Raw genomic sequence first — 21,116 nt, 5'->3', positions numbered from 1 at the left:
ATGACCACGTCCGGCCACCGAGCAAGATCAGCTACGCGCTTGCGGTCACCGGCGACGGCCCCTACCTGGGCAAACACCGTAAGTAAGCGGCATTGGGGAAGGGGGTCCTCTTTCAGATCAGGTCGATGACGTCGGCGATCGAGTTGAGTATCCGGCTCGGGCGGAACGGGAAGCGGGTGACGTCGGCCGCCGCGGTGGATCCCGACAGCACCAGGACGGTCTCCAGTCCGGCCTCGATGCCGGCGACGACGTCGGTGTCCATGCGGTCGCCGACCATGATCGTGGACTCCGAGTGCGCCTGGATCCGGTTCATCGCGCTGCGGAACATCATCGGGTTGGGCTTGCCGACGAAGTAGGGCTCTGCGCCGGTCGCGCGGGTGATCATCGCTGCCACCGAGCCGGTCGCCGGCAGCGGGCCCTCCGGCGAGGGGCCGGTGACGTCGGGATTGGTGGCGATGAACCGGGCGCCCCTGCCGACCAGCCGGATGGCGCGCGTGATCGCCTCGAAGGAGTACGTGCGCGTCTCGCCCAGGACCACGTAGTCCGGATCGGTATCGGTCATGACGTAGCCGACCTCGTGCAGCGCCGTGGTCAGGCCGGCCTCGCCGATGACGTAGGCCGAACCGCCCGGGAGCTGGCTGGTCAGGAAGTCCGCCGTCGCCAGCGCCGACGTCCAGATGGACTCCTCCGGCACGTGCAGGCCGGTGCGGGTCAGCCGGGCCGCCAGGTCGCGCGGCGTGAAGATCGAGTTGTTCGTCAGCACGAGGAAGCGGCGCTGTTTCTCGAGCAGCCGGTCGAGGAATTCCGCGGCGCCGGGCAGCGCCTTCTCCTCGTGGACGAGCACGCCGTCCATGTCGGTCAGCCAGCACTCCGGCGGTGTGCGCTCGGTGGTCATGCGGGCCTCCGGTCGGTGGCGAAGTCGGTCAGGGCGGCGTCGGTGAGGCGGAAGACCGTCCACTCGTCCATGGGAACGGCGCCGGCGGCCTTGTAGAACTCGATCGACGGGGTGTTCCAGTCCAGCACCGACCATTCCAGCCGGGAGTAGCCGCGCTCGACGCAGACCTCCGCGAGGGTGCGGAGCAGCTCCTTGCCCAGCCCCTTGCCGCGGTGCTGCGGCTGGACGAACAGGTCCTCGAGATAGATGCCGTGGGTGCCGCGCCAGGTGGAGAAGTTCAGGAACCACAGGGCGACGCCGACGACCTGCCCGTCGTCCTCGGCGACGTGCCCGAACAGCGCGGGGGAGTCGCCGAACAGGCACGCGCTCAACTGCTCCTCGGACAGGCGCACCTCGTGCAGCGCCCGCTCGTAGTCGGCGAGCTCGCGGACCAGCCCGACGACTGCGGGCACGTCGTCGGGACGGATGAGCCGCACGGTCATGAGAGAGCCTCCTTGAGCCCGGCCGGCAGCAGCTTGGCCAGCGGCGCGACGAGTGGGACGAGGACGGGTGCGAGGAGGTAGCCGTAGGCCAGCAGGCAACCGGTGACCACGGGGAAGAACGCGAAGCCGGCGACGAGCAGGAGCGCCGTGGCCACCAGACCGTAGGGACGACCGCTCTTCGGGCTCACCAGCGACCGGAACGACCGGAAGCGGATGTTGGTCACCATCAGCAGAGCGGGCACGAGGACGACGAGCAGCACCCAGAGCCGGTCGCGGCCCTGCATCTGGTCGCCGAACGCGAACACCGAGGCGAGGACGACGCCGGCGGCCCCGGGGCTCGGCATGCCGATGAAGTACCGCTTGTCGGCGGTCGGGTCGATCGTGGTGTTGAACCGGGCCAGCCGGATGGCCGCGCAGGCCACCCACGCGAAGCAGGCCGCCCACCCCAGGGGGTCCCACTCGTCCTGGCCCTGCGAGAAGAGGGTGAAGGCCAGCAGCGCCGGGGCCAGGCCGAAGGAGACCAGGTCGGCCAGTGAGTCGAACTGCAGGCCGAACGGGGTCACTGCACCGACCAGCCGGGCGACGGCGCCGTCGGTGATGTCGAAGAGCACCGACAGCCCGATCAGCACTGCGGCGAGGGTGTACTGCCCCCGGATCGACACCAGGATGGCGAAGAAGCCGCAGAACATGTTGCCGAGCGTGAACAGGCTGGGCAGGGTCGCCAGGGCCCGGCGGCGGGTGCCGCGCACGGACCCGCGGACGAACTCGACGGTCGCGGTGCGCCGCGTCGGTGGCATGGACGCGACCTCTCAGCCCGTGGCGGGCCAGCGCGCGATGACGGTCTCGCCGCCTCGCACCCGCTGCCCCTTGGCGACCGTGAGCGTGCACTCCGGCGGTAGGAAGACGTCCATCCGTGAGCCGAACTTCATCAAGCCCATCCGCTCACCGGTGGCCAGTCGTTGTCCGGGGCCGGTGCGAGTGACGATCCGCCGCGCGAGGACCCCGACGATCTGCCGGAAGACCACGGTGCGGGCGGTGGGGCCCTCGGTATCGCGCAGCCAGATCTCGGTGCGCTCGTTCCGGTGCGCGGACTCCTTGCGGTAGGCGGCCAGGAAGCTGCCCTTCCGGTAGGAGCTCTCCACGACTTCCCCACGGTAGGGCGATCGGTTGACGTGCACGTCCACGACGGACAGGAAGACGCTGACCTGCTGCCACTCGCCCTCGGGCGCGACGCCGTCCTGCGGCTCGCCGGCGACCATCACCACCCCGTCGGCGGGGGAGAGCACGTCGTCGGGATCGGGCGGGACGCTGTCGCAGCGGCGGTCGGGGTCCCGGAAGAAGAGGGCCATGTAGGCCGAGAGCGCGACGAATGGTGAGGCCAGCCAGCGAGTCCCGCGCGGTCCGGCGACGGCCAGGACGGCGGCGGGAGCCAGGGGCCCGGTGATGAAGGGCCACCCGGCCCGGTCGATGCGCATCGTGGCCAAACGGTACCGGCCTGCCCGAGGGCCGGTCCGGACGTCGGGGTCGGCCGGGCGCCGAGGCGGCTCCGGGTCGGCGCCGAACTCGGTGGTCCGGCCGCGGGGCGGGCCGCCGTACCGGTCCCGGCACACCATCGTGGCGTCGTCCCGGAGGTCTCCGGCCGTGGCCTCGAGGACGGCGGCGACGTCGAGCGATGCGGCGTTGCACTCCCGCATGCTGTCGGTCAGGAACACGATCCGGTCGCCGGGCTCGATGGGGAAGGGCTGGACGTCGAAGGACCTGCCCGGCAGGACGCCGAACGGCGCCTCGATGCCCAGCCGGATCTCCGCCACCCGGCCACCACGCAGACGCAGCGGCAGGGTGTGCCCGGCGTTGACGATCGCGGCGGAGCCGGTGTGCAGCTCGATCCGGAGCAGCCAGGTGCAGGAAGCCGGCAGCAGCCGCCGCTGGATCTCCGCGGCGAGCGCGAGGCTGACATGACGGCGCTGCCGGACCTCCTCGCGGGCGGCCCGGCAGCGCCGGTGGAGCAGGTGACTAGGCGGCGGCCTTCGTCTCCCAGAAGATCTTGTCGATCTCGGCGATGTAGTCGAGCAGCTTCTGGCCCTCGGCGGGGTCCATGCTGCCCTTGCCACCGGCCGCGCCGGCCTGCTTGGTGGCCTTGTTGAACAGCTCGTGGAGCTGCGGGTACTTCTCGAAGTGCGGAGGCTTGAAGTAGTCGGTCCACAGCACCCACAGGTGGTGCTTGACGAGGTCCGAGCGCTGCTCCTTGATCAGGATGGCGCGGGTGCGGAAGGCCGGGTCCTCGTTGGCCTGGTACTTCTCCTGGATGGCCTTGACCGACTCCGCCTCGATACGGGCCTGGGCCGGGTCGTACACGCCGCAGGGGAGGTCGCAGTGAGCCGTGGCCTCCACCGTGGAGAACATGCGGGTGAAACGCATGGAGGTGCCTCCGGATGTCGTGGGGTTCTGTCGTCTGCGACCCTACTCGCGGTGATCGGACAGGACAGGGCAGGAGAGACCCCCGCCGTCCCCCCCTTGGCCAGCCCCTGGGTCCTGGCCCGTGTCGCCGGTCCCTCCATGTCCCCGACGGTGCGGCACGGCGACCGGCTGCTGGTGCGCCGGGTGCGGTCAGCGGCAGCCGTGCGGACCGGAGACGTCGTCCTCGCCCGGTTCCCCTCCCGGCCGGACCTCCTGGTGGTCAAGCGGGTGCGCCGGACGGTTCCGGGGGGCCACTGGGTCGAGGGGGACAACCCGCTGATCACGGACGACAGCCGGGCGTACGGGCCCGCCGTGGTCGTGGGCCGGGTCGTGGCGCGGCTGCGGCCCCGGCTGGGCAGGCTGCCGCCGATGCCGCCGACCTGACCGACGGCGCCGGCTCACCTGGCCATTACGCTCGACGCCCATGGGCGGCAACGAAGCTTCCGGGCGCGAGCACACGACCGACCGCTTCGCCGACGACCCGGCCTTCGCAGTCCACGAGGGCGGCAAGCTCTCGATGGCCTCCACCCGGTCCATCACCTCGATCGCCGATCTCGCTCTCACCTACACCCCCGGGGTGGCCCGGGTGTCCAGCGCGATCGCCGCCGAGCCGGAGCTGGCCCGCCGCTTCACCTGGGCCCCGCGGGTGGTCGCCGTGGTCTCCGACGGCACCGCGGTGCTCGGGCTGGGCGACATCGGGCCGGCCGCGTCGCTGCCGGTCATGGAGGGCAAGGCCTGCCTGTTCAAGGAGTTCGCCGGCCTGTCCGCCGTCCCCGTGGTCCTGTCGACCACCGACGTCGACACGATCGTCGAGACCGTCGCCGCCGTCGCGCCGTCCTTCGGGGGCATCAACCTCGAGGACATCAGCGCGCCCCGTTGCTTCGAGATCGAGGCTCGGCTGCGTGAACGACTGGACATCCCGGTCATGCACGACGACCAGCACGGGACGGCGATCGTCGTCCTGGCCGCGCTCCGCAACGCGGCGAAGGTCGTCGGCCGCGAGCTCGCAGACCTTCGGGTGGTCGTCGCCGGCGCGGGGGCCGCAGGCATGGCCTGCACGAAGATCCTGCTGGGGGCCGGTGTCGGCGACATCGCGGTGGCCGACTCGAAGGGCGTCCTGCACGCCGGGCGCGAGGACCTCACCCCCAGCAAGCGGTGGCTGGTCGAGAACACGAACAAGGGACAGTTCGCCGGGACGATGACCGCCGCACTGGAGGGCGCCGACGTCTACCTGGGGCTCTCCGGCGGCTCGGTCCCGGAGTGGGCCATCGCCTCCATGGCGAAGGACTGCATCGTGTTCTCGCTGGCCAATCCGACCCCGGAGGTCGACCCGGAGATGGCCGCGAAGTACGCCGCCGTCGTCGCCACCGGCCGCAGTGACCTGCCCAACCAGATCAACAACGTGCTCGCCTTCCCCGGGGTCTTCCGGGGCGCGATCGACGCCGGCGCCACGAGCATCACCGAGGAGATGAAGCTGGCGGCGGCCGCCGCCATCGCCGGCGTCGTCGGCGATGGCGTGCGCGCGGACTACGTCGTGCCCAGCCCGCTCGACCGCCGTGTCGCCGAGGCCGTCGCGACCGCGGTCGCCGCGTGCGCACGGGAGCAGGGCATCACCCGCTGAAGCGTGGTGACCGGGTCACCGACGACCCGGAGGCCGTCGATCGCGGCGATCCCCGCGACCAGGGTTGCCGTGGCCTCGTGCGCCGCGCGGGCCAGCGTCCGGTAGCCGTCGGTACCCGGCCACCGTCAGTCGCCCTTCACGTTGACCAGCTGCCGGAGGGTGTGCCGCACCTCCACCAGGTCCTTGGCGTCCCGCATGACGACGTCCACGTCCTTGTAGGCCGCGGGGATCTCGTCGAGGAAGGCGTCGCTGTGCCGCCACTCGATGCCCCGCATCGACTCCTCCAGCTGGGCGCGGGTGAACGTCCTGCGGGCCTTCGTCCGGGAGAACACCCGTCCGGCGCCGTGCGGGGAGGACTCCAGTGACTCGGGATTGCCGAGCCCGCTGACGACGTAGCTCGCCGTCCCCATCGAGCCGGGGATCAGACCGGCCTGTCCCCGCTTCGCCTGGATGGCGCCCTTGCGGGACACCCAGAGATCGACGCCGAAGTGCCGCTCCCGCTGGGTGAAGTTGTGGTGGGCGTTGATCCGCTCCAGCTCCGGCGTCTCGTCCGCGCGCATGTGCGCTGCGAGGCAGGCGGCGACCCGGTCCATCATCTCCTCGCGGTTGAGCAGCGCGAAGTGCTGCGCCCACCGCAGCTCGGCGATGTAGCGGTCGAACTCCGGCGTCCCCTCGTCCAACCAGGCGAGGTCGCGATCGGGGAGCTCGAGGTTCTCCTCCCGGGCGCGCTGCTGGGCGATCGCGATGTGTTTCTGAGCGATCTTGTTGCCCACCCCGCGGCTGCCGGAGTGGAGGAACAGCCAGACCCGGTCCTGCTCGTCGGCGGTCACCTCGATGAAGTGGTTGCCCGAGCCGAGGCTGCCCAGCTGCAGCGCCCAGTTCGGCGCGGTCGCGGTCACCGATCGCAGCACCTTCTCGCCGAGCTCGTCCGCCTTCGCCTCCAGCTCGGTGACCCGGCGCCTCGCCGACCCGGTGAGCTTCTTGTTGTACTTGCCGGCCGACAGGGGAACGGCTCGCTCGATGTCCCCGCGCAGCGGCGCCAGGGACCCCCGGCTCCGGACCTCGTCGGCCGACCACGGCGTGCGGACCGCGATCATGCCGCAGCCGATGTCCACACCGACCGCCGCCGGGATGATCGCGCCCCTGGTGGGCAGGACCGAGCCGACCGTCGCGCCCTTGCCCAGATGAGCGTCCGGCATGAGCGCCACGTGCGGGTCGATGAAGGGCAGCGTCGCGGTGCGCTCGGCCTGCCGCCGGGTCTCGTCGTCGAGGATGCTGGCCCAGTTCATCAGCCGGTCGGAGAGTCGTTCCACATCCGCGAGTCTGCGGGGACGGTCTGATCCCCGCGAACGGATTCCGCGGTCCGGCCGCGAGTCATGAAGGCGCCGCCGCGGCCCGTGCTCGGCGAGGGTCGGCCTTCCGCTGCTCCGGTGCGTCGGTCGGGCGTCTCCTCACCTGCTCAGCCGAGACTGAGCAGTCTTCGGACGAGCGGATCCAGGGCGGCGCCGGCCGCGGTGTTGGCGTAGACGAACACGGCGATCATGACGAGCAGGGCCGGCACGAGGACCGCCTTCTCCACGAAGGCCCCGGTGCGCAGGTGGATGGGCGCGAGCCGGCTGCGCCGCACCAGCCAGAACAGCGGCACCGGGACGCCCTCCTTGGTCAGGAAGTCACCGGCGATGTGGGTGAGCACGCCGACGCCGACCGCCCACGGCAGCCAGGCCGGGCTGGGGCTGTGCTCCAGCAGGAACCACGCTCCGCCCCAGGAGAGCAGGAGATTGCCGATGACGGTGTTCTCGGCGCGGCCGGGGATGACGAAGTGCAACGCGCGGAGCGCCAGCCCGATGGCCAGGGCGAGCAGCAGCAGGGTCGACCAGTACGCGCCCGCGGCGGCATGGGCGAGCAGCCCGAAGACCGCCGTTCCGAGGACGGCGTCATGGGTTCCCCAGCGGTGTCCTCGGGCGACGGTGCCCACGAGGCCCGAGGGGACGTCCGTGACCGGTCCCCACATGCGCGAGATCGTCGAACCCTGCTGGTCGAGGTCGGGCAGCATGGCGAAGCCGCCGGCTGCGGAGACCCAGGCAACCTGCGCCACCGTCCCGTGCACGGGTGCCCACGGCAGGGTCGCCGCGCCGGCGGCCAGGCCCGACAGGGCATGCGAGTGTCCGAGCACGCGCCCAGAGTGACGCTCCGACGGCGGACACCGGGCCAGGCGCGCCATGACATTGCGATCCTCCGGAACGCAGGACGCCCCGCGAGGGGGGATCGCGGGTCGGGCCCGGAGGGTCCTCACCGCGATCCCCGGAACGGCTCACCTCAGCCGGGGGACGGCACCTGGCCGTGGTGCGATCCGGAGGATCGCGATGTGCTCAGTCATTCGTCCTCCGTGCCGCCGCGCGCCAGCCAGGTGGCCAGCCGCTCGACCGGCACCTCGAAGTCGGGGAACTGGTCGACGAACGCCTGCATCTGATCGGCCAGCCAGGCGAGGGTGACCTGCTCCTCGCCCCGCCGGTCGGCCAGCTCCTCCAGCCCGCGGTCGGTGAAGTACACGTCAGACCGCGAAGGCCTCGGCGACCAGCTGTCGCTGCTCGACGTCGTGCACCTTCGCCGATCCCACGGCCGGGCTGGCCGACGCCCGCCGGCTGACGCGGCGGAGCGTCCGGCCCTCCGGCAGGTGCTCCGGCAGGTTGACGGCCATGAACTGCCAGGCGCCCATGTTCATGGGCTCCTCCTGGACCCAGACCACGTCGTCGGCGTTCGGGTACCGCTCCAGCTCCGCCCGGATCTGCTCGGCCGGCAGCGGGTAGAGCTGCTCGACTCGCACGACCGCGACGTCGGCGGTGCCCTCGGACTCCCGCTGCGCCATCAGGTCGTAGGCGACCTTGCCGCTGCAGAGCAGCACCCTCCGTACCGCAGCCTGGTCCAGCGGCTCACCGCCGACCCCGGTGTCGGGCAGTACCGGGCGGAAGTTCTGCTCGGTGAAGTCCTCGACCGGACTGACCGCCACCTTGGCCCGCAGCAGCGACTTCGGCGTGAAGACGACCAGGGGCCGGTGCACGTCGGAGAGCGCCTGCCGGCGCAGCAGGTGGAAGTAGTTGCCGGGGGTGGTGCAGTTGGCGACGGTCATGTTGTTCTCCGCCGACAGCTGCAGGAACCGCTCGATCCGGCCGCTGGAGTGGTCCGGACCCTGGCCCTCGAGCCCGTGCGGCAGCAGCATGACGACGCCCGAGCGCTGACCCCACTTCGCCTCGCCGGAGCTGATGAACTCGTCGATGACCATCTGGGCGCCGTCGACGAAGTCCCCGAACTGGGCCTCCCACAGCACCAGCGCTCTCGGGTTGGCCACCGAGTAGCCGTACTCGAATCCCAGGGCCGCGTACTCCGACAGCAACGAGTCGTAGACGAAGAACTTCGCCTGGTCCTCGGTGAGGTGCGCCAGCGGCGTGTACTCGCTGCCGATCTCCCGGTCGATGAGCACCGAGTGGCGCTGCACGAACGTCCCGCGTCGGGAGTCCTGGCCGGCCAGCCGCACCGGGATGCCCTCCATGAGCAGCGAGCCGAAGGCCAGCAGCTCGCCCATGGCCCAGTCGATGCCACCCTCGCTGGCCATGGCTGCGCGCCGCTCGAGCATCTTCTGGAGCTTCGGGTGGGGGGTGAAGTCCGGCGGGAACGACACGTGCGCGTCGCCGATGGTCTTGAGGACCTCCTGCGTGATCGCCGTCCGCACCGTGGACTCCTGCGCCATGCGCGGGTCCATGACCGGCTGGGGCTCGGAGGAGTCCTGTGCGTCGTGGGTCTCGGCGAAGGCGCGCTCCAGCTGGCCGCGGTAGTCCTTGAGCGCTTCCTCGGCCTCCTCGAGCGTGATGTCGCCGCGGCCGACCAGCGCCTCGGTGTAGAGCTTCCGGACCGAGCGCTTGCGGTCGATGATGTCGTACATCAGCGGCTGGGTCATCGACGGGTCGTCGCCCTCGTTGTGCCCGCGCCGGCGGTAGCAGACCAGGTCGACGACGACGTCCTTCTTGAACGTCTGGCGGTACTCGACCGCCAGACGGGCCACCCGGACGCACGCCTCGGGGTCGTCACCGTTCACGTGGAAGATCGGGGCGTTGACCATCCGCGCCACGTCGGTCGAGTAGAGCGTCGACCGCGCCGAACCGGGGCTGGTGGTGAAGCCGACCTGGTTGTTGATGACCACGTGGACGGTGCCGCCGGTGCGGTAGCCACGCAGTTGGGAGAGGTTCAGCGTCTCCTGGACGACGCCCTGGCCGGCGAACGCGGAGTCGCCGTGCAGCAGGACCGGCAGGACCGTGAAGCCCTGCTCGCCCTTGTCGATCATGTCCTGCTTGGCGCGGACGATGCCCTCGAGGACCGGGTTGACGGTCTCCAGGTGCGAGGGGTTGCTGGCCAGTGAGACGGCGATCTCGGCGCCCTCCCGGAACGGGTTCCGGAAGGTGCCCTCGGCCCCGAGGTGGTACTTCACGTCGCCCGACCCCTGCACCGTGCCGGGGTCGATGTTGCCCTCGAACTCGCCGAAGATCTTGGCGTAGCTCTTGCCGAGCACGTTGGCGAGCACGTTGAGCCGGCCGCGGTGGGCCATGCCGATGGCGACCTCGTCGAGGCCGTGGTCGGTGCCGGCGATGAGCACCTCGTCGAGGATCGGGATGACGGACTCGCCGCCCTCGAGGCTGAACCGCTTCTGCCCGACGTACTTGGTCTGCAGGAAGGTCTCGAAGGCCTCGGCGGCGTTGAGCCGGCCGAGCACGTGCTTCTGCTTCTCCCGGTCGGGCTGCTCGTGCTTGACCTCGATCCGCTGCTGGAGCCACTCGCGCTCCTCGGGATCGGTGATGTGCATGTACTCCACGCCGACCGTGCGGCAGTAGGAGTTGCGCAGCACGCCGAGGATGTCCCGCAGCGCCATCAGACGCTCGCCGGCGAACCCGCCGACGGGGAACGTGCGGTCGAGGTCCCAGAGCGTCAGCCCGTGCTGGAGGATGTCCAGGTCGGGGTGGGTGCGGACCTTGAACTCGAGGGGGTCGGTGTCGGCCATGAGGTGGCCGTTGCGCCGGTAGGCCTCGATGACCTCGATGACCCGGGCTTCCTTGTCGATCTGTCCCTCGCGGGTGATCCGCACGTCCGGCATCCAGCGCACCGGCTCGTAGGGGATCCGCAGCGACCGGAAGACCTCGTCGTAGAAGCCGTCCTCGCCCAGCAGCAGGGCGTGCAGGCGACGCAGGAAGTCCCCGGACTCCGCGCCCTGGATGATGCGGTGGTCGTAGGTCGACGTCAGCGTGATGATCTTGGAGACGGCCATCTCGGTGAGCGCGTCGGGGTTCATCCCCTGGAACTCGGCCGGGTACTCCATCGCCCCGACGCCGATGATCGCGCCCTGCCCGGCGGTGAGCCGCGGCACGGAGTGGTTGGTGCCGATCGTGCCCGGGTTGGTCAGGCTGATCGTCGTGCCCGAGAAGTCCTCCATCGTCAGCTTGTTGGCACGGGCACGCCGGATGATGTCCTCGTAGGCGGCCCAGAAGCCGGCGAAGTCCATCTCCTCGGCGGCCTTGATGGAGGCCACGACCAGGGACCGCGAGCCGTCGGACTTCGGCAGGTCGATGGCCAGCCCGAAGTTGACGTGCTCGGGCTGCACCAGCACCGGCTTGCCGTCGACCTCGGCGTAGGCGTTGTTCATGTTCGGGAAGTCGTCCAGCGCCCGGACCAGCGCGTAGCCGATCAGATGGGTGAACGAGATCTTCCCACCCCGCGAGCGGGTCAGGTGGTTGTTGATGACGATGCGGTTGTCGGCCAGCAGCTTGGCCGGCACCGCGCGCACGCTCGTCGCCGTCGGCACGGTGAGCGAAGCGTTCATGTTCTTGACCACGGCGGCGGCGGCGCCGCGCAGCGGCGCCTGGCTGCCGGCTGCGACGGGCAGCGCGGGGGTCTTGGCCGCGGGCTTGCCCGCCGACTGCGCGGCGGGCGCCTTCGCGGCCGGGGGCGCGGCCGGCTCGGCAGTCGCCGGCGCCTGCGGCGTGACCGCGCGCGAGTCGTCCTTACCGGCGGCCGGCTGCTTCCCGGGGGTGCCGGACGGCTTGGCGGGGGTGGCGGACGGCTTGGCCGCCGCGGGGCCGTTCGTGGAGGCGGGCGGTTCCTCGCGGTCAGCGGCGCCCACCGGACTGCCCGGCCGGTAGTCGGCGAAGAACTCGTGCCAGGCCTGGTCCACGCTGGACGGGTCGGCGAGGTACTGCTGGTACATCTCCTCGACAAGCCACTCGTTGGTGCCGAATCCAGCCACCGAGGAGGAGGACGCGGAGGAGGGCCGGGATGAGTTCACGCTTGACACGGGGTCGAGTGCCTTCTTCGTCGATGGGCTGCGTACTCGGGGCTGTCGTCTGGGCTGCGTTCTCGGGCCGCGACACAGCCGCAGACCAGAAGTCCGGAGCCGCGGCATGGCTGGGGCCAGGTGTCGAGTCTACGCCCGGTCGTCGGCGCCGACCGGGTACCGATCGCTAGTCCCTGGCGCCGTGTGCGACCAGTAGATCGGCCAGGTCGTCGTTCGCGGTCGCGCGGCCCGCGTCGTTCCCGCGGTGGCGGGCGGCGGCGACCCGGCTGATGTCCAGAGCGGTCGCGCCGTCGTTGGTCGTCGCGTTGACGTCGGCCCCGCGGGAGAGGAGCACGCGGACGACGTCCGGGGAGTCGCCTCCGGGGTCTCCGGCGACGGCGGCGTGCAGGGGAACCCGGCCGGTGTCGGGTTCCCGCCGGTCGACGTCGGCTCCCGCGTCGAGCAGCAGCCGCACCAGTTCCAGCTGCGCGCCACCCGCCGCCGCGTGCAGGGCGCCACCGTCGGCGTCGGCGCCTCGCTCGAGGAGCACCTTGGCCGTGGCGGGGGAGCCGCCCAGGGCCGCCCAGGAGAGCAGGTCCATCCCCGACGCCGGGTCGCTCAAGGACGCCCCGTCGTCGAGGTGGGCCACGAGCGTGTCGACCTCCCCGAGGAAGGCCGCGCTCGGGGCGTCGAGGACGGCACCGAGCTCGAGCAGCACGGGCACGAGGGCGGGGCAGGACTCCAGTGCCACGTGCATCGGCGTCCGGTGGTGCTCGGTGCGCGCGCCCAGGTCCGCCCCGGCACCCACGAGGAAGCGGACGATGTCGCCCTGGCACTCGGCGACGGCCACGTGCAGGGGCGTCCAGCCGCCCTGCCCGGACCGCTCGACGGTGCTGTCGAGCAGCCGGGCGGACGACTCGACGGCGGTCCGGACGGCGTCGAGGTCCCCGGCGGCGATCAGCCGGCCCAGTCGCTGGGCGGTCATGCGAGTGGTCACGCGTCGTCCTTCCTTCGGTGGGAAGACGGTGGCCCCGTCCGGGGCACCGCCTCGAGTGTGCGTAAGGACCCCCTCCTCCCCGACCCTCGCACGCTCGGGCCGGGCCCCGGGAGGGGGCGGGAGGCGGGGTCCTTGCTCAGACGACGTCGCGCCGGACCGCCAGCAGGGTGCCGAGGAGCGCGGCCAGCAGGCCGTAGCCGACCAACAGGAGGCCGCCTTCCCAGGCGCCCAGGAGATCGGGCCCCTGGAACGTCGCCGTCATCGCCTCGAGCCCGCCTCCCGGCATCCACTTGTAGGCCCCGGACGTGGCCGGGATCGAGCGGATCACCGGCTCGACGACGAACAGGTACACGAGGCCACCGACGATCGCCCCGACCTGGTTGCGCAGCAGCGCGCCGATCCCGACCCCGATGAGCGCATAGATGACCAGAGCGAGCCCCGAGGTCGCGAGGACCTCCAGGTTGTCCCCGGTGAGGGACGGGGCCGCGCCGCGTGCGCCGGCGTAGACCGTCACGACCAGGACGTTCACGGCCAGCATCACCAGCGCGAACGGCACGGCGGCCACCGAGTACGCGATCAGCTTGGCGACCACCACCTTCCAGCGGCGCGGCACCGTGAGGAAGGTGGGTGTCGCGGTGCGGTGCCGGTACTCCTGGGTCATCCCGATGATGCCGAGGATCAGGAACAGCACCGTCGCATTCGTGGCCTGGGCCAGCGCCACTTGCTCGAACTCCGGCGTCCCGACCGGTGGCAGCCCGCTCTCTGCGTTGCCGGCGAAGCCGGTCAGCAGGGCGGCGAAGCCGCCCACCATGACGCAGCCACCGAGCAGCAGCCCGAGCCAGACCCGGGTCGTGAACAGCTTGGTCCACTCCGAGCGCACCAGGCGGATCATCGGGTGGCCTCCTGGGCGACGGGTGAGGGGGCCGCGAACTGCTCGGAACCGCCGGTCAGCTGGAAGTAGATCGCCTCGAGTCCGCTCGTGCGGGAGCGCAGCTCATGGAGCTCGATGCCGGCGGCGAACGCCCGCCGGCCCACCTCGGCCGGTGTGGTCCCGGTGACGGTGAGGACGCCGTCCTGGGAGGTCACCCCCGTGCCGTCGGCGCGCAGCAGGTCGGCGAACCGGGCGGCCTCCGGGCTGCGGACCAGCACCGTGCCGGCGCCGTCGGCCCCCGAGCGCAACTGGTCCATGGAGCCCTCGCGGACCAGGCGGCCCGCGCCGACGATGACCACGCGGTCGACGGTCTGCTCCACCTCGCTCAGCAGATGGCTGGAGACCAGGACCGTCCTGCCCAGGTCGTGGGCGAGGTGGCGCAGGAAGCCCCGCAGCCACTGGATGCCTTCGGGGTCCAGCCCGTTCGCCGGCTCGTCCAGCACCAGGACGGCGGGATCGCCCAGCAGCGCGGTGGCCAGCGCCAGCCGTTGCCGCATGCCGAGCGAATACCCCCCGGCCCGGCGGTTGCCGGCGTCGGCGAGCCCGACCTGCGCCAGGACCTCGTCGGCGCGGGACAGCGGGAAGCCGGCGGCGCGGCAGTACACGCGGAGGTGGTTGCGACCGGACCGGGCCGGGTGGAACGCGGTCTCCAGCACGGCCCCCACGGTGCGGAGCGGGGCGGTCAGGGTCGTGTACGGGGCGCCGTCGAAGGTCGCCGTCCCGGAGTCGGGCTGCATGAGGCCGAGAAGCATCCGCAGCGTGGTGGTCTTGCCGGCGCCGTTCGGCCCCAGGAAGCCGGTCACCGACCCCGGCTCCACGGTGAAGCTCAGATCGGAGACGGCCTGCACCCGACCGAAGGACTTGCTGAGTCCGTGCACATCGACCCGGACGGGGTCGACCGTCGCGGCGCTTGCGATGGAAATGGTGTCTCCTCGTCGTGGGGCGCGGGTCCGAACCCATCCAAGCGCACCGAGGAGCGCTCCCGTGAGCCCCGAGAGCCCGCGGCGCGCCGCACCGCACCCCCGGCGCCGGAGATCATCTCGGGCGTGACCGCCGGCACACGGTCACATAGAGTCCGCGCCGTGACCGACACCTCGAACGCCTACCGGACGGTCGTCGTGGGAACAGACGGTTCGGAGTCCTCCCTGCGCGCGGTCGCGCGGGCGGGTGTGCTGGCCGGCGCGTGTGACGCGACGCTCGTCATCGCCTGCGCCTACCTGCCCACCGAGGCCGACGACCGCGAACTGGCCCGCGCCCAGGACGTCCTCCGGGACGAGGCCTACCAGGTGGTCGGCTCGCACCCGGCGGAGGACACGGTGCGCACCGCTGCCGAGCGCGCCGGCGCGGCGGGTGCAGGAAGCGTGAAGACCGTCGCCGTACAGGGCTCGCCGGTCGAGGCGCTGCTGGAGGTCGTGCGTCGGGAGAACGCCGACCTGCTGGTCGTCGGCAACCGTGGTCTGGCCGGCATCAAGGGTCGGCTGCTCGGCTCGGTCCCGGCCGATGCCACCCGGCGGTCCGCATGCGACGTGCTCGTCGTGCACACCACCGACTGAGGTCGCGGACCGCAGATGGACGCCCCGGACGAGCGCTCCGGCCCGGACGCCCGTGAGGCGATCGAGCGGTTGCTGCTCGACGGCCCGCGGCGGTACACGCGGCTCCAGGTCGCCGAGCTCGCCGGAATGGCGCCCGACCGCACCCAGCGGCTCTGGCGGGCGCTCGGCTTCCCCGACGCCGCCGACGACGACCCCGCGTTCACCGACGCCGACGTCCGGGCGCTCGGGGTGCTGTCGGAGCTGATCGACTCCGGCTTCGTCGACGCCGACACCGAGGCCTCCATCGCCCGGGCGATGGGCCAGGCGCTGTCACGACTGGCCGACTGGCAGACCGACATGCTCGCCGATGCCCTGAGCCGGCCCGAGCCCGGCGGCGGATGTCAGCCCGCCTCGCCCGAGGAGGCCGTGGCCGTCGCCCGTGAGCTGCTGCCCAAGATGCGGGACATCCAGAGCTACGTCTGGCGGCGGCACCTCGCAGCCAACGCCGACCGGCTGCTCGCTTCGTCGGCCGGCCAGGGGGACCGGCGCCGGCTCGCGGTCGGCTTCGCCGATCTGGTCGGGTACACCACACGCAGCCGGGGCATGGGCGGTCGCGAACTGGGGGCCATGGTCGAGGACTTCGAGAGCACCGCGACCGAGGTCATCGCGCAGCACCGCGGCCGGGTGGTCAAGACCGTCGGGGACGGCGTGCTCTTCACCGCCGCGTCCCCGGTCGACGCCGTCGAGATCGGGCTGCTGCTGCCGGAGGTGTGGGACAGCGAGGAGCGTCCGCCGCTGAGGGTCGGGGCCGCGTACGGCGCCGTGCTGACCCGTCTGGGCGACGTCTACTCGCCCGTGGTGAACCTGGCCAGCCGGCTGACCTCGCTCGGCCGCCCCGGCACGGTGCTCGTGGACCGGGAACTGGCCCAGCGGCTGCGCGGGCTCCGCGCCTACCGCGTACGGCCGTTGCGCCGGGTCTCGGTCCGCGGCTACGACCACCTGCAGCCGTGGCTGGTGAGGCGCCGTCCGCCGGGTGAGGAGGACAACCCGCTCGAGGGCATGCTCGACGAGCTCGCCGACGACGTCCTGGAGCGGCCGGAGGACGAGGACGCCTGAGGACCGGTCGCTCGCGGTGACGGGCGGCTTGGGAGGCTGTGCCGGTGAGCGCAACTCTGGTCGCCCGCGGACTGGCGGCCGGTCACGGCGCCCGCGTGCTCTTCTCCGGTCTCGATCTCGTCGTCGCTCCCGGTGACGTCGTCGGGCTCGTCGGCGTCAACGGCGCGGGCAAGTCCACGCTGCTGCGCACGCTGGCCGGTGACCTGCCCGCCGAGGCCGGCACCGTCGTCGTCAGCCCACCGACGGCCACCCTGGGGTACCTGCCCCAGGAGCACGAGCGACGGGAGAGCGAGACCGTCCTCGGGGCGCTGGTCCGGCGGACCGGTGTGGCCGCCGCCCAGGCCGCGCTCGACGCGGCCACCGACGCCCTCACCGTCGGTCGGGCAGGCGCGGACGACGCCTACGGCGACGCGCTCGAGCACTGGCTGGCTCTCGGGGGTGCCGACCTGGAGGAGCGGGCGGCCGAGGTCGTCGCCGAGGTGGCGCCCGGCGTCGCCCTGGACGCCCCGACCACCGGCCTCTCCGGTGGCCAGGCCGCCCGCGTCGGCCTGGCCGCGCTGCTGCTGTCCCGCTACGACGTCCTCCTCCTCGACGAACCCACCAACGACCTGGACCTGACCGGACTGGACCAGCTCGAGCGATTCGTCAGCGGGTCCCGCGCCGGCATCGTCGTCGTCAGCCACGATCGTGAGTTCCTCGCCCGCACGGTGACGCGGGTGGTCGAGCTCGACCTCGCCCAGCAGCTGGTCCGCGTCGTCGACGGCGGGTACGAGGCGTACCTGACCGAGCGCGAGGTGGCGCGGCGGCACGCCCGCGAGGAGTACGAGGAGTTCGCCGACACCAAGGCAGGGCTCGAGGCGCGGGCGCGCATGCAGCGCAACTGGATGGCCAAGGGCGTCCGCGACTCGATCAAGAAGTCCAAGGACGGCGACAAGCACATCAAGGCGCACAACCGGGCGTCCTCGGAGAAGCAGGCCGCCAAGGCCAGGCAGACCGACCGCCGCATCGAGCGGCTGGAGGTCGTGGAGGAGCCGCGCAAGGAGTGGGAGCTGCGGCTGGAGATCGCCGCCGCACCGCGAGCCGGTGCCGTGGTCGCCACGCTTCGGGGGGCCGTGGTGCGGCGCGGCGAGTTCCGGCTGGGCCCGCTGGACCTGCAGGTCGACTGGGGCGATCGGATCGCCATCACCGGGGCCAACGGATCGGGGAAGTCCACGCTGCTGGCCGCCCTGCTCGGGCGGGTGCCACTGGACGAGGGCGCGGCATCGCTCGGGCCGGCGGTGCAGATCGGGGAGATCGAGCAGGCGCGCAGCCGCTTCTTCGGCGGCGAGCAGTTGCTGGACGCGTTCTCCGCCGAGGTGCCCGACTGGCCGACGGCGGACGTGCGCACGCTGCTGGCCAAGTTCGGGCTGACAGCCGACCACGTGCTGCGCCCGGCCGCGACGCTCTCCCCGGGGGAGCGGACCCGGGCGGGGCTGGCACTGCTCCAGGCGCGGGGGGTGAACGTGCTGGTCCTGGACGAACCCACCAACCACCTCGACCTGCCCGCCATCGAGCAGCTCGAGCAGGCCCTGGCCGAGTACGCGGGAACCCTGCTCCTGGTGACCCATGACCGACGCATGCTCGAGGCGGTCGCCACGACCCGCCGGCTCCAGGTGACCGACGGTCAGGTCGTCGAGCGCTGACCGGTCAGCCGGCGGGCGTCCCGAGCTCGTCGGCGATCCCCACGGTGTCCATGCCCGACCAGGTGTCGGACACGTGGTGGGCCAGCACCATGAGGTCGCGCAGCTCGCCGCTGCGGTCGCGGATGTGGTCCCGCAGCAAGGCCTCGCCGGTGAAGCCGAGGTCGGTGAACAGCGCCAACGCCGCTCCCTGCTCGGCGACCACCTCGACGACCAGCTTCGACAGCCCGGAGGAGACCGCCTCCACGAGGGCCCGGCGCGCCAGTTCCCGGCCCAGTCCCTTGCCCCGCTGCGACGTCGCCACGACCAGGCGCAGCTCACCGACGTGGTCCGACCAGCCGGGCAGTGGCCGGACGGCGGCGTAACCGGTCACCTCGTCGCCGTCGACGGCCACCCAGCGGCCGCCCGGTGAGGACTCGGTCGCCCAGGAGCGGACCGTCTCCGGATCGGTGACCTCCTCCTTGATGAAGGTCAGGTCACCCTCGGGCAGCTCCGCGAAGAAGCGCAGGAGGGCGTCGCACCGCTCGGGGCCCAGCTCCACGATCTCCACGTCAGGCCTCCTCTGCCGAGCCGTCGGCGGCCAGCTCATCACTCCGCCGCCGGATGAAGTCGATGATCGTGGGCACCGTCGTCTTCGCTGCGGTGCGCCCGACGACCAGCCCCATGTGGCCGGCGTCCAGGCAGAGCTCGTGCTTGTCCGGCGAGCCCACCAGGTCGATCAGCGGCGCCGTCGCGTCCGGCGGCACGATGTGGTCCCGGTTGGCCCGCACGGTGAGGAAGGGGACCCGGATGTCACCGAGGTGCACGGGGTCCCCGCCCACGGTCAGCTGGTCGGTCACCATCCCGTTCTTCCGTACGAGCATCTCCGCGGTCTCGCGGGCCGCCGCGCCCGGGAAGGGCACGTGGTCGTCCGACCAGCCGGTCATCGCCTGGTAGGAGGCGACGTACTCGTCGTTCCAGAGCCGCTCCCAGAGGGTGACGTAGCGGGTCACCTCGGCGGTGGGCGTGAGCGCCCGGAAGCCCTGCACGACCACGGACGGCGGCACGTTGCCGTCGGCGCCGAGAACGGAACCCACGTCCATCCCGCCGACGGCGAAGATGTCGGCGAGCGGGCCCATGTGCCGGAAGTCCACCGGTGTGGCCAGCACCGTGAGGCTGCGCAGCGGCGCGTCCGGGTGGTGCGCGGCGTAGAGCAGCGCGAGGTCCCCGCCGAAGCAGTAGCCGAACAGGGTGACCTCGTCCGCACCGGAGAGCTCCAGGACCCGGTCGATCCCGGCGGGGATGTAGTCGTCGACGTAGTCCTCGAGCCGGTTCTCCGCGTCCCGCTCGTCGGGTTCGCCCCAGTCGAGCATGTACACGTCGAATCCCGCGTCGAGCAGCTGCTCGACGAAGCTGTTGCCGGGGGTCAGGTCGAGGATGTAACTGCGGCTGACCAGGCTGAAGACGAGCAGCAGCGGCGGCCCGTACCGGACCCCGCCATGGGTCTCCGGGTCGTTGCGGTAGTGCCACAGCTGGGTGCGGCCACGCTGCCAGACGACGTCCTTCGGTGTCTGCCCCACGCCGGGCCGGTCGACGCCCGCGACCAGCTTGATCCCGTTACGGGCGCGCAGGGCGTTGCGCTCGACGTCGCGGCGGACGCGGTCGAGCACCGTCTGCGGGCTGGGCACCGTCGGCATCGTCGTCCTCCGTGGTCGTCGTCGGCGGTTCGGTCGGTCCCGGGCGGGACACGGAGCGGGCGGCGCGGCGTCGCTCGGTCTCCAGCTGCAGGGTCAGGCGCCGTACTTCCCGGTCCAGCGACCCGATCTGCGCGCGCAGCCGGCTGATGTCACTGCCGGCGGGCAGGTTGAGCAGATGCCAGGCGCGCGCGGTCAGCTGCTGGGCGGACCGGCCGGCGAGGTTCTGCGCGCGGCGGGCCAGGGCCGAGCCCAGCGTGAACCACGGGGCACGCACCAGCTCCTCGGCACGGGGGGCGACGGTCCGTTCGGCGGCGTCGAACGCCTGGCGCCACAGTGGGGGCGACGGCGCCGGCTTCCTCGGCCCGGACGGCGGCCTCATCGCTGTCCCACCTCCTGCGGTACCTCCACGGCCCGTCGGAGGATCTTGCCGGTGGGGCCCTTCGGGACGGCGTCGTCCATCCGGAGCGCGGGATGGTTCTCGTCCTTGGCCGCGCTGTCGAGCAGGTTCTGCGCCAGGTTGGTCACGGTCGTCTGCCTCCCCGCCGGGTTCGGACGACCGCTCTACCCGCCCGGGAGGTGAGCTACCCCACGTCTTCGTTACGGTCGTGCGGACGACGTCGACGACAGGAGCTCCCGACATGGCTGACCGCACGATCCTCGACATGTTCCGGCTGGACGACCGGGTGGCGATCGTGACGGGCGCTTCCTCGGGGCTCGGCGCCGTCTTCGCCCGCACCCTGGCCGAGGCCGGGGCCGACGTGGTGCTCGGCGCCCGACGGGTCGACCGCCTCGCCGACACCCAGCAGGCGGTGGAGAAGGCGGGCCGGCGAGCGATCAGCGTGCGTACCGACGTCGCCAGCCCGGAGGACTGCCAGGGCCTCGTCGACGCCGCGATGGGGGAGTTCGGCCGGGTCGACATCCTGGTCAACAACGCGGGGATCGGAACGGCGGTGCCCGCCACGCGGGAGACCCCCGAGCAGTTCCGCGAGGTCATCGAGGTGAACCTCAACGGCTGCTACTGGATGGCTCAGGCATGTGGCCGCGTGATGCAGCCGGGCAGCTCGATCGTCAACATCTCCAGCGTGCTGGGCCTGACGACTGCGGGGCTCCCGCAGGCCGCGTACGCCGCCAGCAAGGCCGGGCTGATCGGGCTGACCCGCGACCTCGCCCAGCAGTGGACCGCCCGCAAGGGGATCCGCGTGAACGCGCTCGCCCCGGGGTTCTTCACCTCCGAGATGACCGACCAGTACCCCGAGGGCTACCTCGAGTCCCAGCTGGCGCGGGTGCTCGTGGGCCGGAAGGGCGACCCGGAGGAGCTGGCCGCGGCACTCGTGTTCCTCGTCAGCGACGCCGGCGGCTACGTGACCGGCACGACCATCCCGGTCGAGGGCGGGATGCTCACCAGCTGAGGCGTCGG

At 72.0% G+C, this 21,116-nt stretch carries 22 protein-coding genes; 6 read left to right on the top strand and 16 right to left on the bottom strand.

What is annotated here, in order from left to right; all coding sequences use genetic code 11:
- Positions 1 to 112: 112 nt before the first annotated feature.
- Genes CHB94_RS08670 through sodN form a run of 5 tightly spaced genes read right to left on the bottom strand, consistent with a single transcriptional unit; the run spans position 113 to position 3,795 of the window.
- The gene (locus CHB94_RS08670; protein ID WP_089336162.1) at positions 113 to 895 is read right to left on the bottom strand and encodes an HAD-IIA family hydrolase; all 783 of its coding nucleotides are present in this window, start codon (positions 893 to 895) and stop codon (positions 113 to 115) included.
- Positions 892 to 1,377: a GNAT family N-acetyltransferase gene (locus tag CHB94_RS08665; RefSeq protein ID WP_089336161.1), complete on the bottom strand. Its 486-nt coding sequence runs from the start codon at positions 1,375 to 1,377 to the stop codon at positions 892 to 894. Before CHB94_RS08665 ends, CHB94_RS08670 begins: the two co-directional genes overlap by 4 nt.
- Complete coding sequence (gene pssA / locus CHB94_RS08660) at positions 1,374 to 2,174, bottom strand: CDP-diacylglycerol--serine O-phosphatidyltransferase (RefSeq protein ID WP_089336160.1); 801 nt, start codon at positions 2,172 to 2,174, stop codon at positions 1,374 to 1,376. Before pssA ends, CHB94_RS08665 begins: the two co-directional genes overlap by 4 nt.
- Before the next feature lie 12 nt (positions 2,175 to 2,186).
- Positions 2,187 to 3,488, bottom strand: coding sequence for a phosphatidylserine decarboxylase (locus CHB94_RS26090; RefSeq protein ID WP_254920505.1), 1,302 nt, complete (start codon positions 3,486 to 3,488; stop codon positions 2,187 to 2,189).
- On the bottom strand, positions 3,391 to 3,795 hold the full coding sequence (gene sodN / locus CHB94_RS08645; protein ID WP_089336159.1) for a superoxide dismutase, Ni: 405 nt from the start codon (positions 3,793 to 3,795) through the stop codon (positions 3,391 to 3,393). Before sodN ends, CHB94_RS26090 begins: the two co-directional genes overlap by 98 nt.
- A gap of 96 nt (positions 3,796 to 3,891) precedes the next feature.
- Between sodN and CHB94_RS08640 the strand changes: the two genes are divergently transcribed.
- The gene (locus tag CHB94_RS08640) at positions 3,892 to 4,218 is read left to right on the top strand and encodes a S26 family signal peptidase (protein WP_254920504.1); all 327 of its coding nucleotides are present in this window, start codon (positions 3,892 to 3,894) and stop codon (positions 4,216 to 4,218) included.
- A 40-nt stretch (positions 4,219 to 4,258) separates the two neighbouring features.
- The gene (locus CHB94_RS08635; protein WP_089336158.1) at positions 4,259 to 5,455 is read left to right on the top strand and encodes an NAD(P)-dependent malic enzyme; all 1,197 of its coding nucleotides are present in this window, start codon (positions 4,259 to 4,261) and stop codon (positions 5,453 to 5,455) included.
- A gap of 125 nt (positions 5,456 to 5,580) precedes the next feature.
- On the opposite strand, the gene CHB94_RS08630 is transcribed toward CHB94_RS08635, so the two are convergent.
- The 7 genes from CHB94_RS08630 to CHB94_RS08600 form a co-directional block, all read right to left on the bottom strand.
- A complete protein-coding gene (locus CHB94_RS08630; protein ID WP_089336157.1) occupies positions 5,581 to 6,768 on the bottom strand; it encodes an RtcB family protein in 1,188 nt (395 codons plus the stop codon).
- Between the two features lie 146 nt (positions 6,769 to 6,914).
- Positions 6,915 to 7,628, bottom strand: coding sequence for a metal-dependent hydrolase (locus tag CHB94_RS08625; RefSeq protein ID WP_089336156.1), 714 nt, complete (start codon positions 7,626 to 7,628; stop codon positions 6,915 to 6,917).
- Between the two features lie 200 nt (positions 7,629 to 7,828).
- Positions 7,829 to 8,005: a DUF6104 family protein gene (locus CHB94_RS25070; RefSeq protein ID WP_089336155.1), complete on the bottom strand. Its 177-nt coding sequence runs from the start codon at positions 8,003 to 8,005 to the stop codon at positions 7,829 to 7,831.
- A 1-nt stretch (position 8,006) separates the two neighbouring features.
- Complete coding sequence (locus tag CHB94_RS08615) at positions 8,007 to 11,780, bottom strand: multifunctional oxoglutarate decarboxylase/oxoglutarate dehydrogenase thiamine pyrophosphate-binding subunit/dihydrolipoyllysine-residue succinyltransferase subunit (protein ID WP_254920503.1); 3,774 nt, start codon at positions 11,778 to 11,780, stop codon at positions 8,007 to 8,009.
- 175 nt (positions 11,781 to 11,955) lie between these two features.
- Positions 11,956 to 12,765, bottom strand: coding sequence for an ankyrin repeat domain-containing protein (locus CHB94_RS08610; protein WP_089336153.1), 810 nt, complete (start codon positions 12,763 to 12,765; stop codon positions 11,956 to 11,958).
- A 136-nt stretch (positions 12,766 to 12,901) separates the two neighbouring features.
- On the bottom strand, positions 12,902 to 13,657 hold the full coding sequence (locus CHB94_RS08605; protein WP_089336152.1) for an ABC transporter permease: 756 nt from the start codon (positions 13,655 to 13,657) through the stop codon (positions 12,902 to 12,904).
- Complete coding sequence (locus CHB94_RS08600) at positions 13,654 to 14,544, bottom strand: ABC transporter ATP-binding protein (protein WP_089336189.1); 891 nt, start codon at positions 14,542 to 14,544, stop codon at positions 13,654 to 13,656. The genes CHB94_RS08605 and CHB94_RS08600 overlap by 4 nt, the downstream gene beginning before the upstream one ends.
- 234 nt (positions 14,545 to 14,778) lie before the next feature.
- Between CHB94_RS08600 and CHB94_RS08595 the strand changes: the two genes are divergently transcribed.
- Genes CHB94_RS08595 through CHB94_RS08585 form a run of 3 tightly spaced genes read left to right on the top strand, consistent with a single transcriptional unit; the run spans position 14,779 to position 18,026 of the window.
- Complete coding sequence (locus tag CHB94_RS08595; RefSeq protein ID WP_089336151.1) at positions 14,779 to 15,249, top strand: universal stress protein; 471 nt, start codon at positions 14,779 to 14,781, stop codon at positions 15,247 to 15,249.
- A 15-nt stretch (positions 15,250 to 15,264) separates the two neighbouring features.
- Positions 15,265 to 16,344 carry an adenylate/guanylate cyclase domain-containing protein gene (locus CHB94_RS08590; RefSeq protein WP_089336150.1) on the top strand — a complete coding sequence of 360 codons (1,080 nt, stop codon included), beginning with the start codon at positions 15,265 to 15,267 and terminating at the stop codon, positions 16,342 to 16,344.
- A 44-nt stretch (positions 16,345 to 16,388) separates the two neighbouring features.
- Positions 16,389 to 18,026, top strand: a complete 1,638-nt coding sequence (locus CHB94_RS08585; RefSeq protein ID WP_089336188.1) for an ABC-F family ATP-binding cassette domain-containing protein — start codon at positions 16,389 to 16,391, stop codon at positions 18,024 to 18,026.
- Positions 18,027 to 18,030: 4 nt separating this feature from the next.
- Here CHB94_RS08585 and CHB94_RS08580 read toward each other — a convergent pair whose 3' ends face one another.
- From CHB94_RS08580 to CHB94_RS25065, 4 genes are read right to left on the bottom strand one after another with little or no spacing between them, the layout of a single operon-like run.
- Positions 18,031 to 18,573 (bottom strand): GNAT family N-acetyltransferase, encoded by a 543-nt coding sequence (locus tag CHB94_RS08580; RefSeq protein ID WP_089336149.1) that lies wholly within the window; start codon positions 18,571 to 18,573, stop codon positions 18,031 to 18,033.
- Position 18,574: 1 nt separating this feature from the next.
- Positions 18,575 to 19,699, bottom strand: coding sequence for an alpha/beta fold hydrolase (locus tag CHB94_RS08575; protein ID WP_089336148.1), 1,125 nt, complete (start codon positions 19,697 to 19,699; stop codon positions 18,575 to 18,577).
- Positions 19,620 to 20,078 carry a hypothetical protein gene (locus CHB94_RS08570; protein ID WP_089336147.1) on the bottom strand — a complete coding sequence of 153 codons (459 nt, stop codon included), beginning with the start codon at positions 20,076 to 20,078 and terminating at the stop codon, positions 19,620 to 19,622. The genes CHB94_RS08575 and CHB94_RS08570 overlap by 80 nt, the downstream gene beginning before the upstream one ends.
- The gene (locus CHB94_RS25065; protein WP_176445469.1) at positions 20,075 to 20,224 is read right to left on the bottom strand and encodes a hypothetical protein; all 150 of its coding nucleotides are present in this window, start codon (positions 20,222 to 20,224) and stop codon (positions 20,075 to 20,077) included. Before CHB94_RS25065 ends, CHB94_RS08570 begins: the two co-directional genes overlap by 4 nt.
- A 113-nt stretch (positions 20,225 to 20,337) precedes the next feature.
- Between CHB94_RS25065 and CHB94_RS08565 the strand changes: the two genes are divergently transcribed.
- Positions 20,338 to 21,108, top strand: coding sequence for an SDR family NAD(P)-dependent oxidoreductase (locus CHB94_RS08565; RefSeq protein WP_089336146.1), 771 nt, complete (start codon positions 20,338 to 20,340; stop codon positions 21,106 to 21,108).
- The last annotated feature ends 8 nt before the right edge of the window (positions 21,109 to 21,116 follow it).

The sequence above is a fragment of the Blastococcus mobilis genome, from assembly GCF_900188025.1.
Taxonomy (GTDB): Bacteria; Actinomycetota; Actinomycetes; order Mycobacteriales; family Geodermatophilaceae; genus Blastococcus_B; species Blastococcus_B mobilis.
This window is presented reverse-complemented; position numbering and strand designations above follow the sequence as displayed.

Excerpts from the sequence above, each read along its gene's own strand:
- CHB94_RS08670 (WP_089336162.1), bottom strand. The coding sequence starts at position 895 with ATGACCACCGAGCGCACACCGCCGGAGTGCTGGCTGACCGACATGGAC.
- CHB94_RS08665 (WP_089336161.1), bottom strand. The coding sequence starts at position 1,377 with ATGACCGTGCGGCTCATCCGTCCCGACGACGTGCCCGCAGTCGTCGGG.
- pssA (WP_089336160.1), bottom strand. The coding sequence starts at position 2,174 with ATGCCACCGACGCGGCGCACCGCGACCGTCGAGTTCGTCCGCGGGTCC.
- sodN (WP_089336159.1), bottom strand. The coding sequence starts at position 3,795 with ATGCGTTTCACCCGCATGTTCTCCACGGTGGAGGCCACGGCTCACTGC.
- CHB94_RS08635 (WP_089336158.1), top strand. The coding sequence starts at position 4,259 with ATGGGCGGCAACGAAGCTTCCGGGCGCGAGCACACGACCGACCGCTTC.
- CHB94_RS08605 (WP_089336152.1), bottom strand. The coding sequence starts at position 13,657 with ATGATCCGCCTGGTGCGCTCGGAGTGGACCAAGCTGTTCACGACCCGG.
- CHB94_RS08590 (WP_089336150.1), top strand. The coding sequence starts at position 15,265 with ATGGACGCCCCGGACGAGCGCTCCGGCCCGGACGCCCGTGAGGCGATC.
- CHB94_RS08575 (WP_089336148.1), bottom strand. The coding sequence starts at position 19,699 with ATGCCGACGGTGCCCAGCCCGCAGACGGTGCTCGACCGCGTCCGCCGC.
- CHB94_RS08570 (WP_089336147.1), bottom strand. The coding sequence starts at position 20,078 with ATGAGGCCGCCGTCCGGGCCGAGGAAGCCGGCGCCGTCGCCCCCACTG.
- CHB94_RS08565 (WP_089336146.1), top strand. The coding sequence starts at position 20,338 with ATGGCTGACCGCACGATCCTCGACATGTTCCGGCTGGACGACCGGGTG.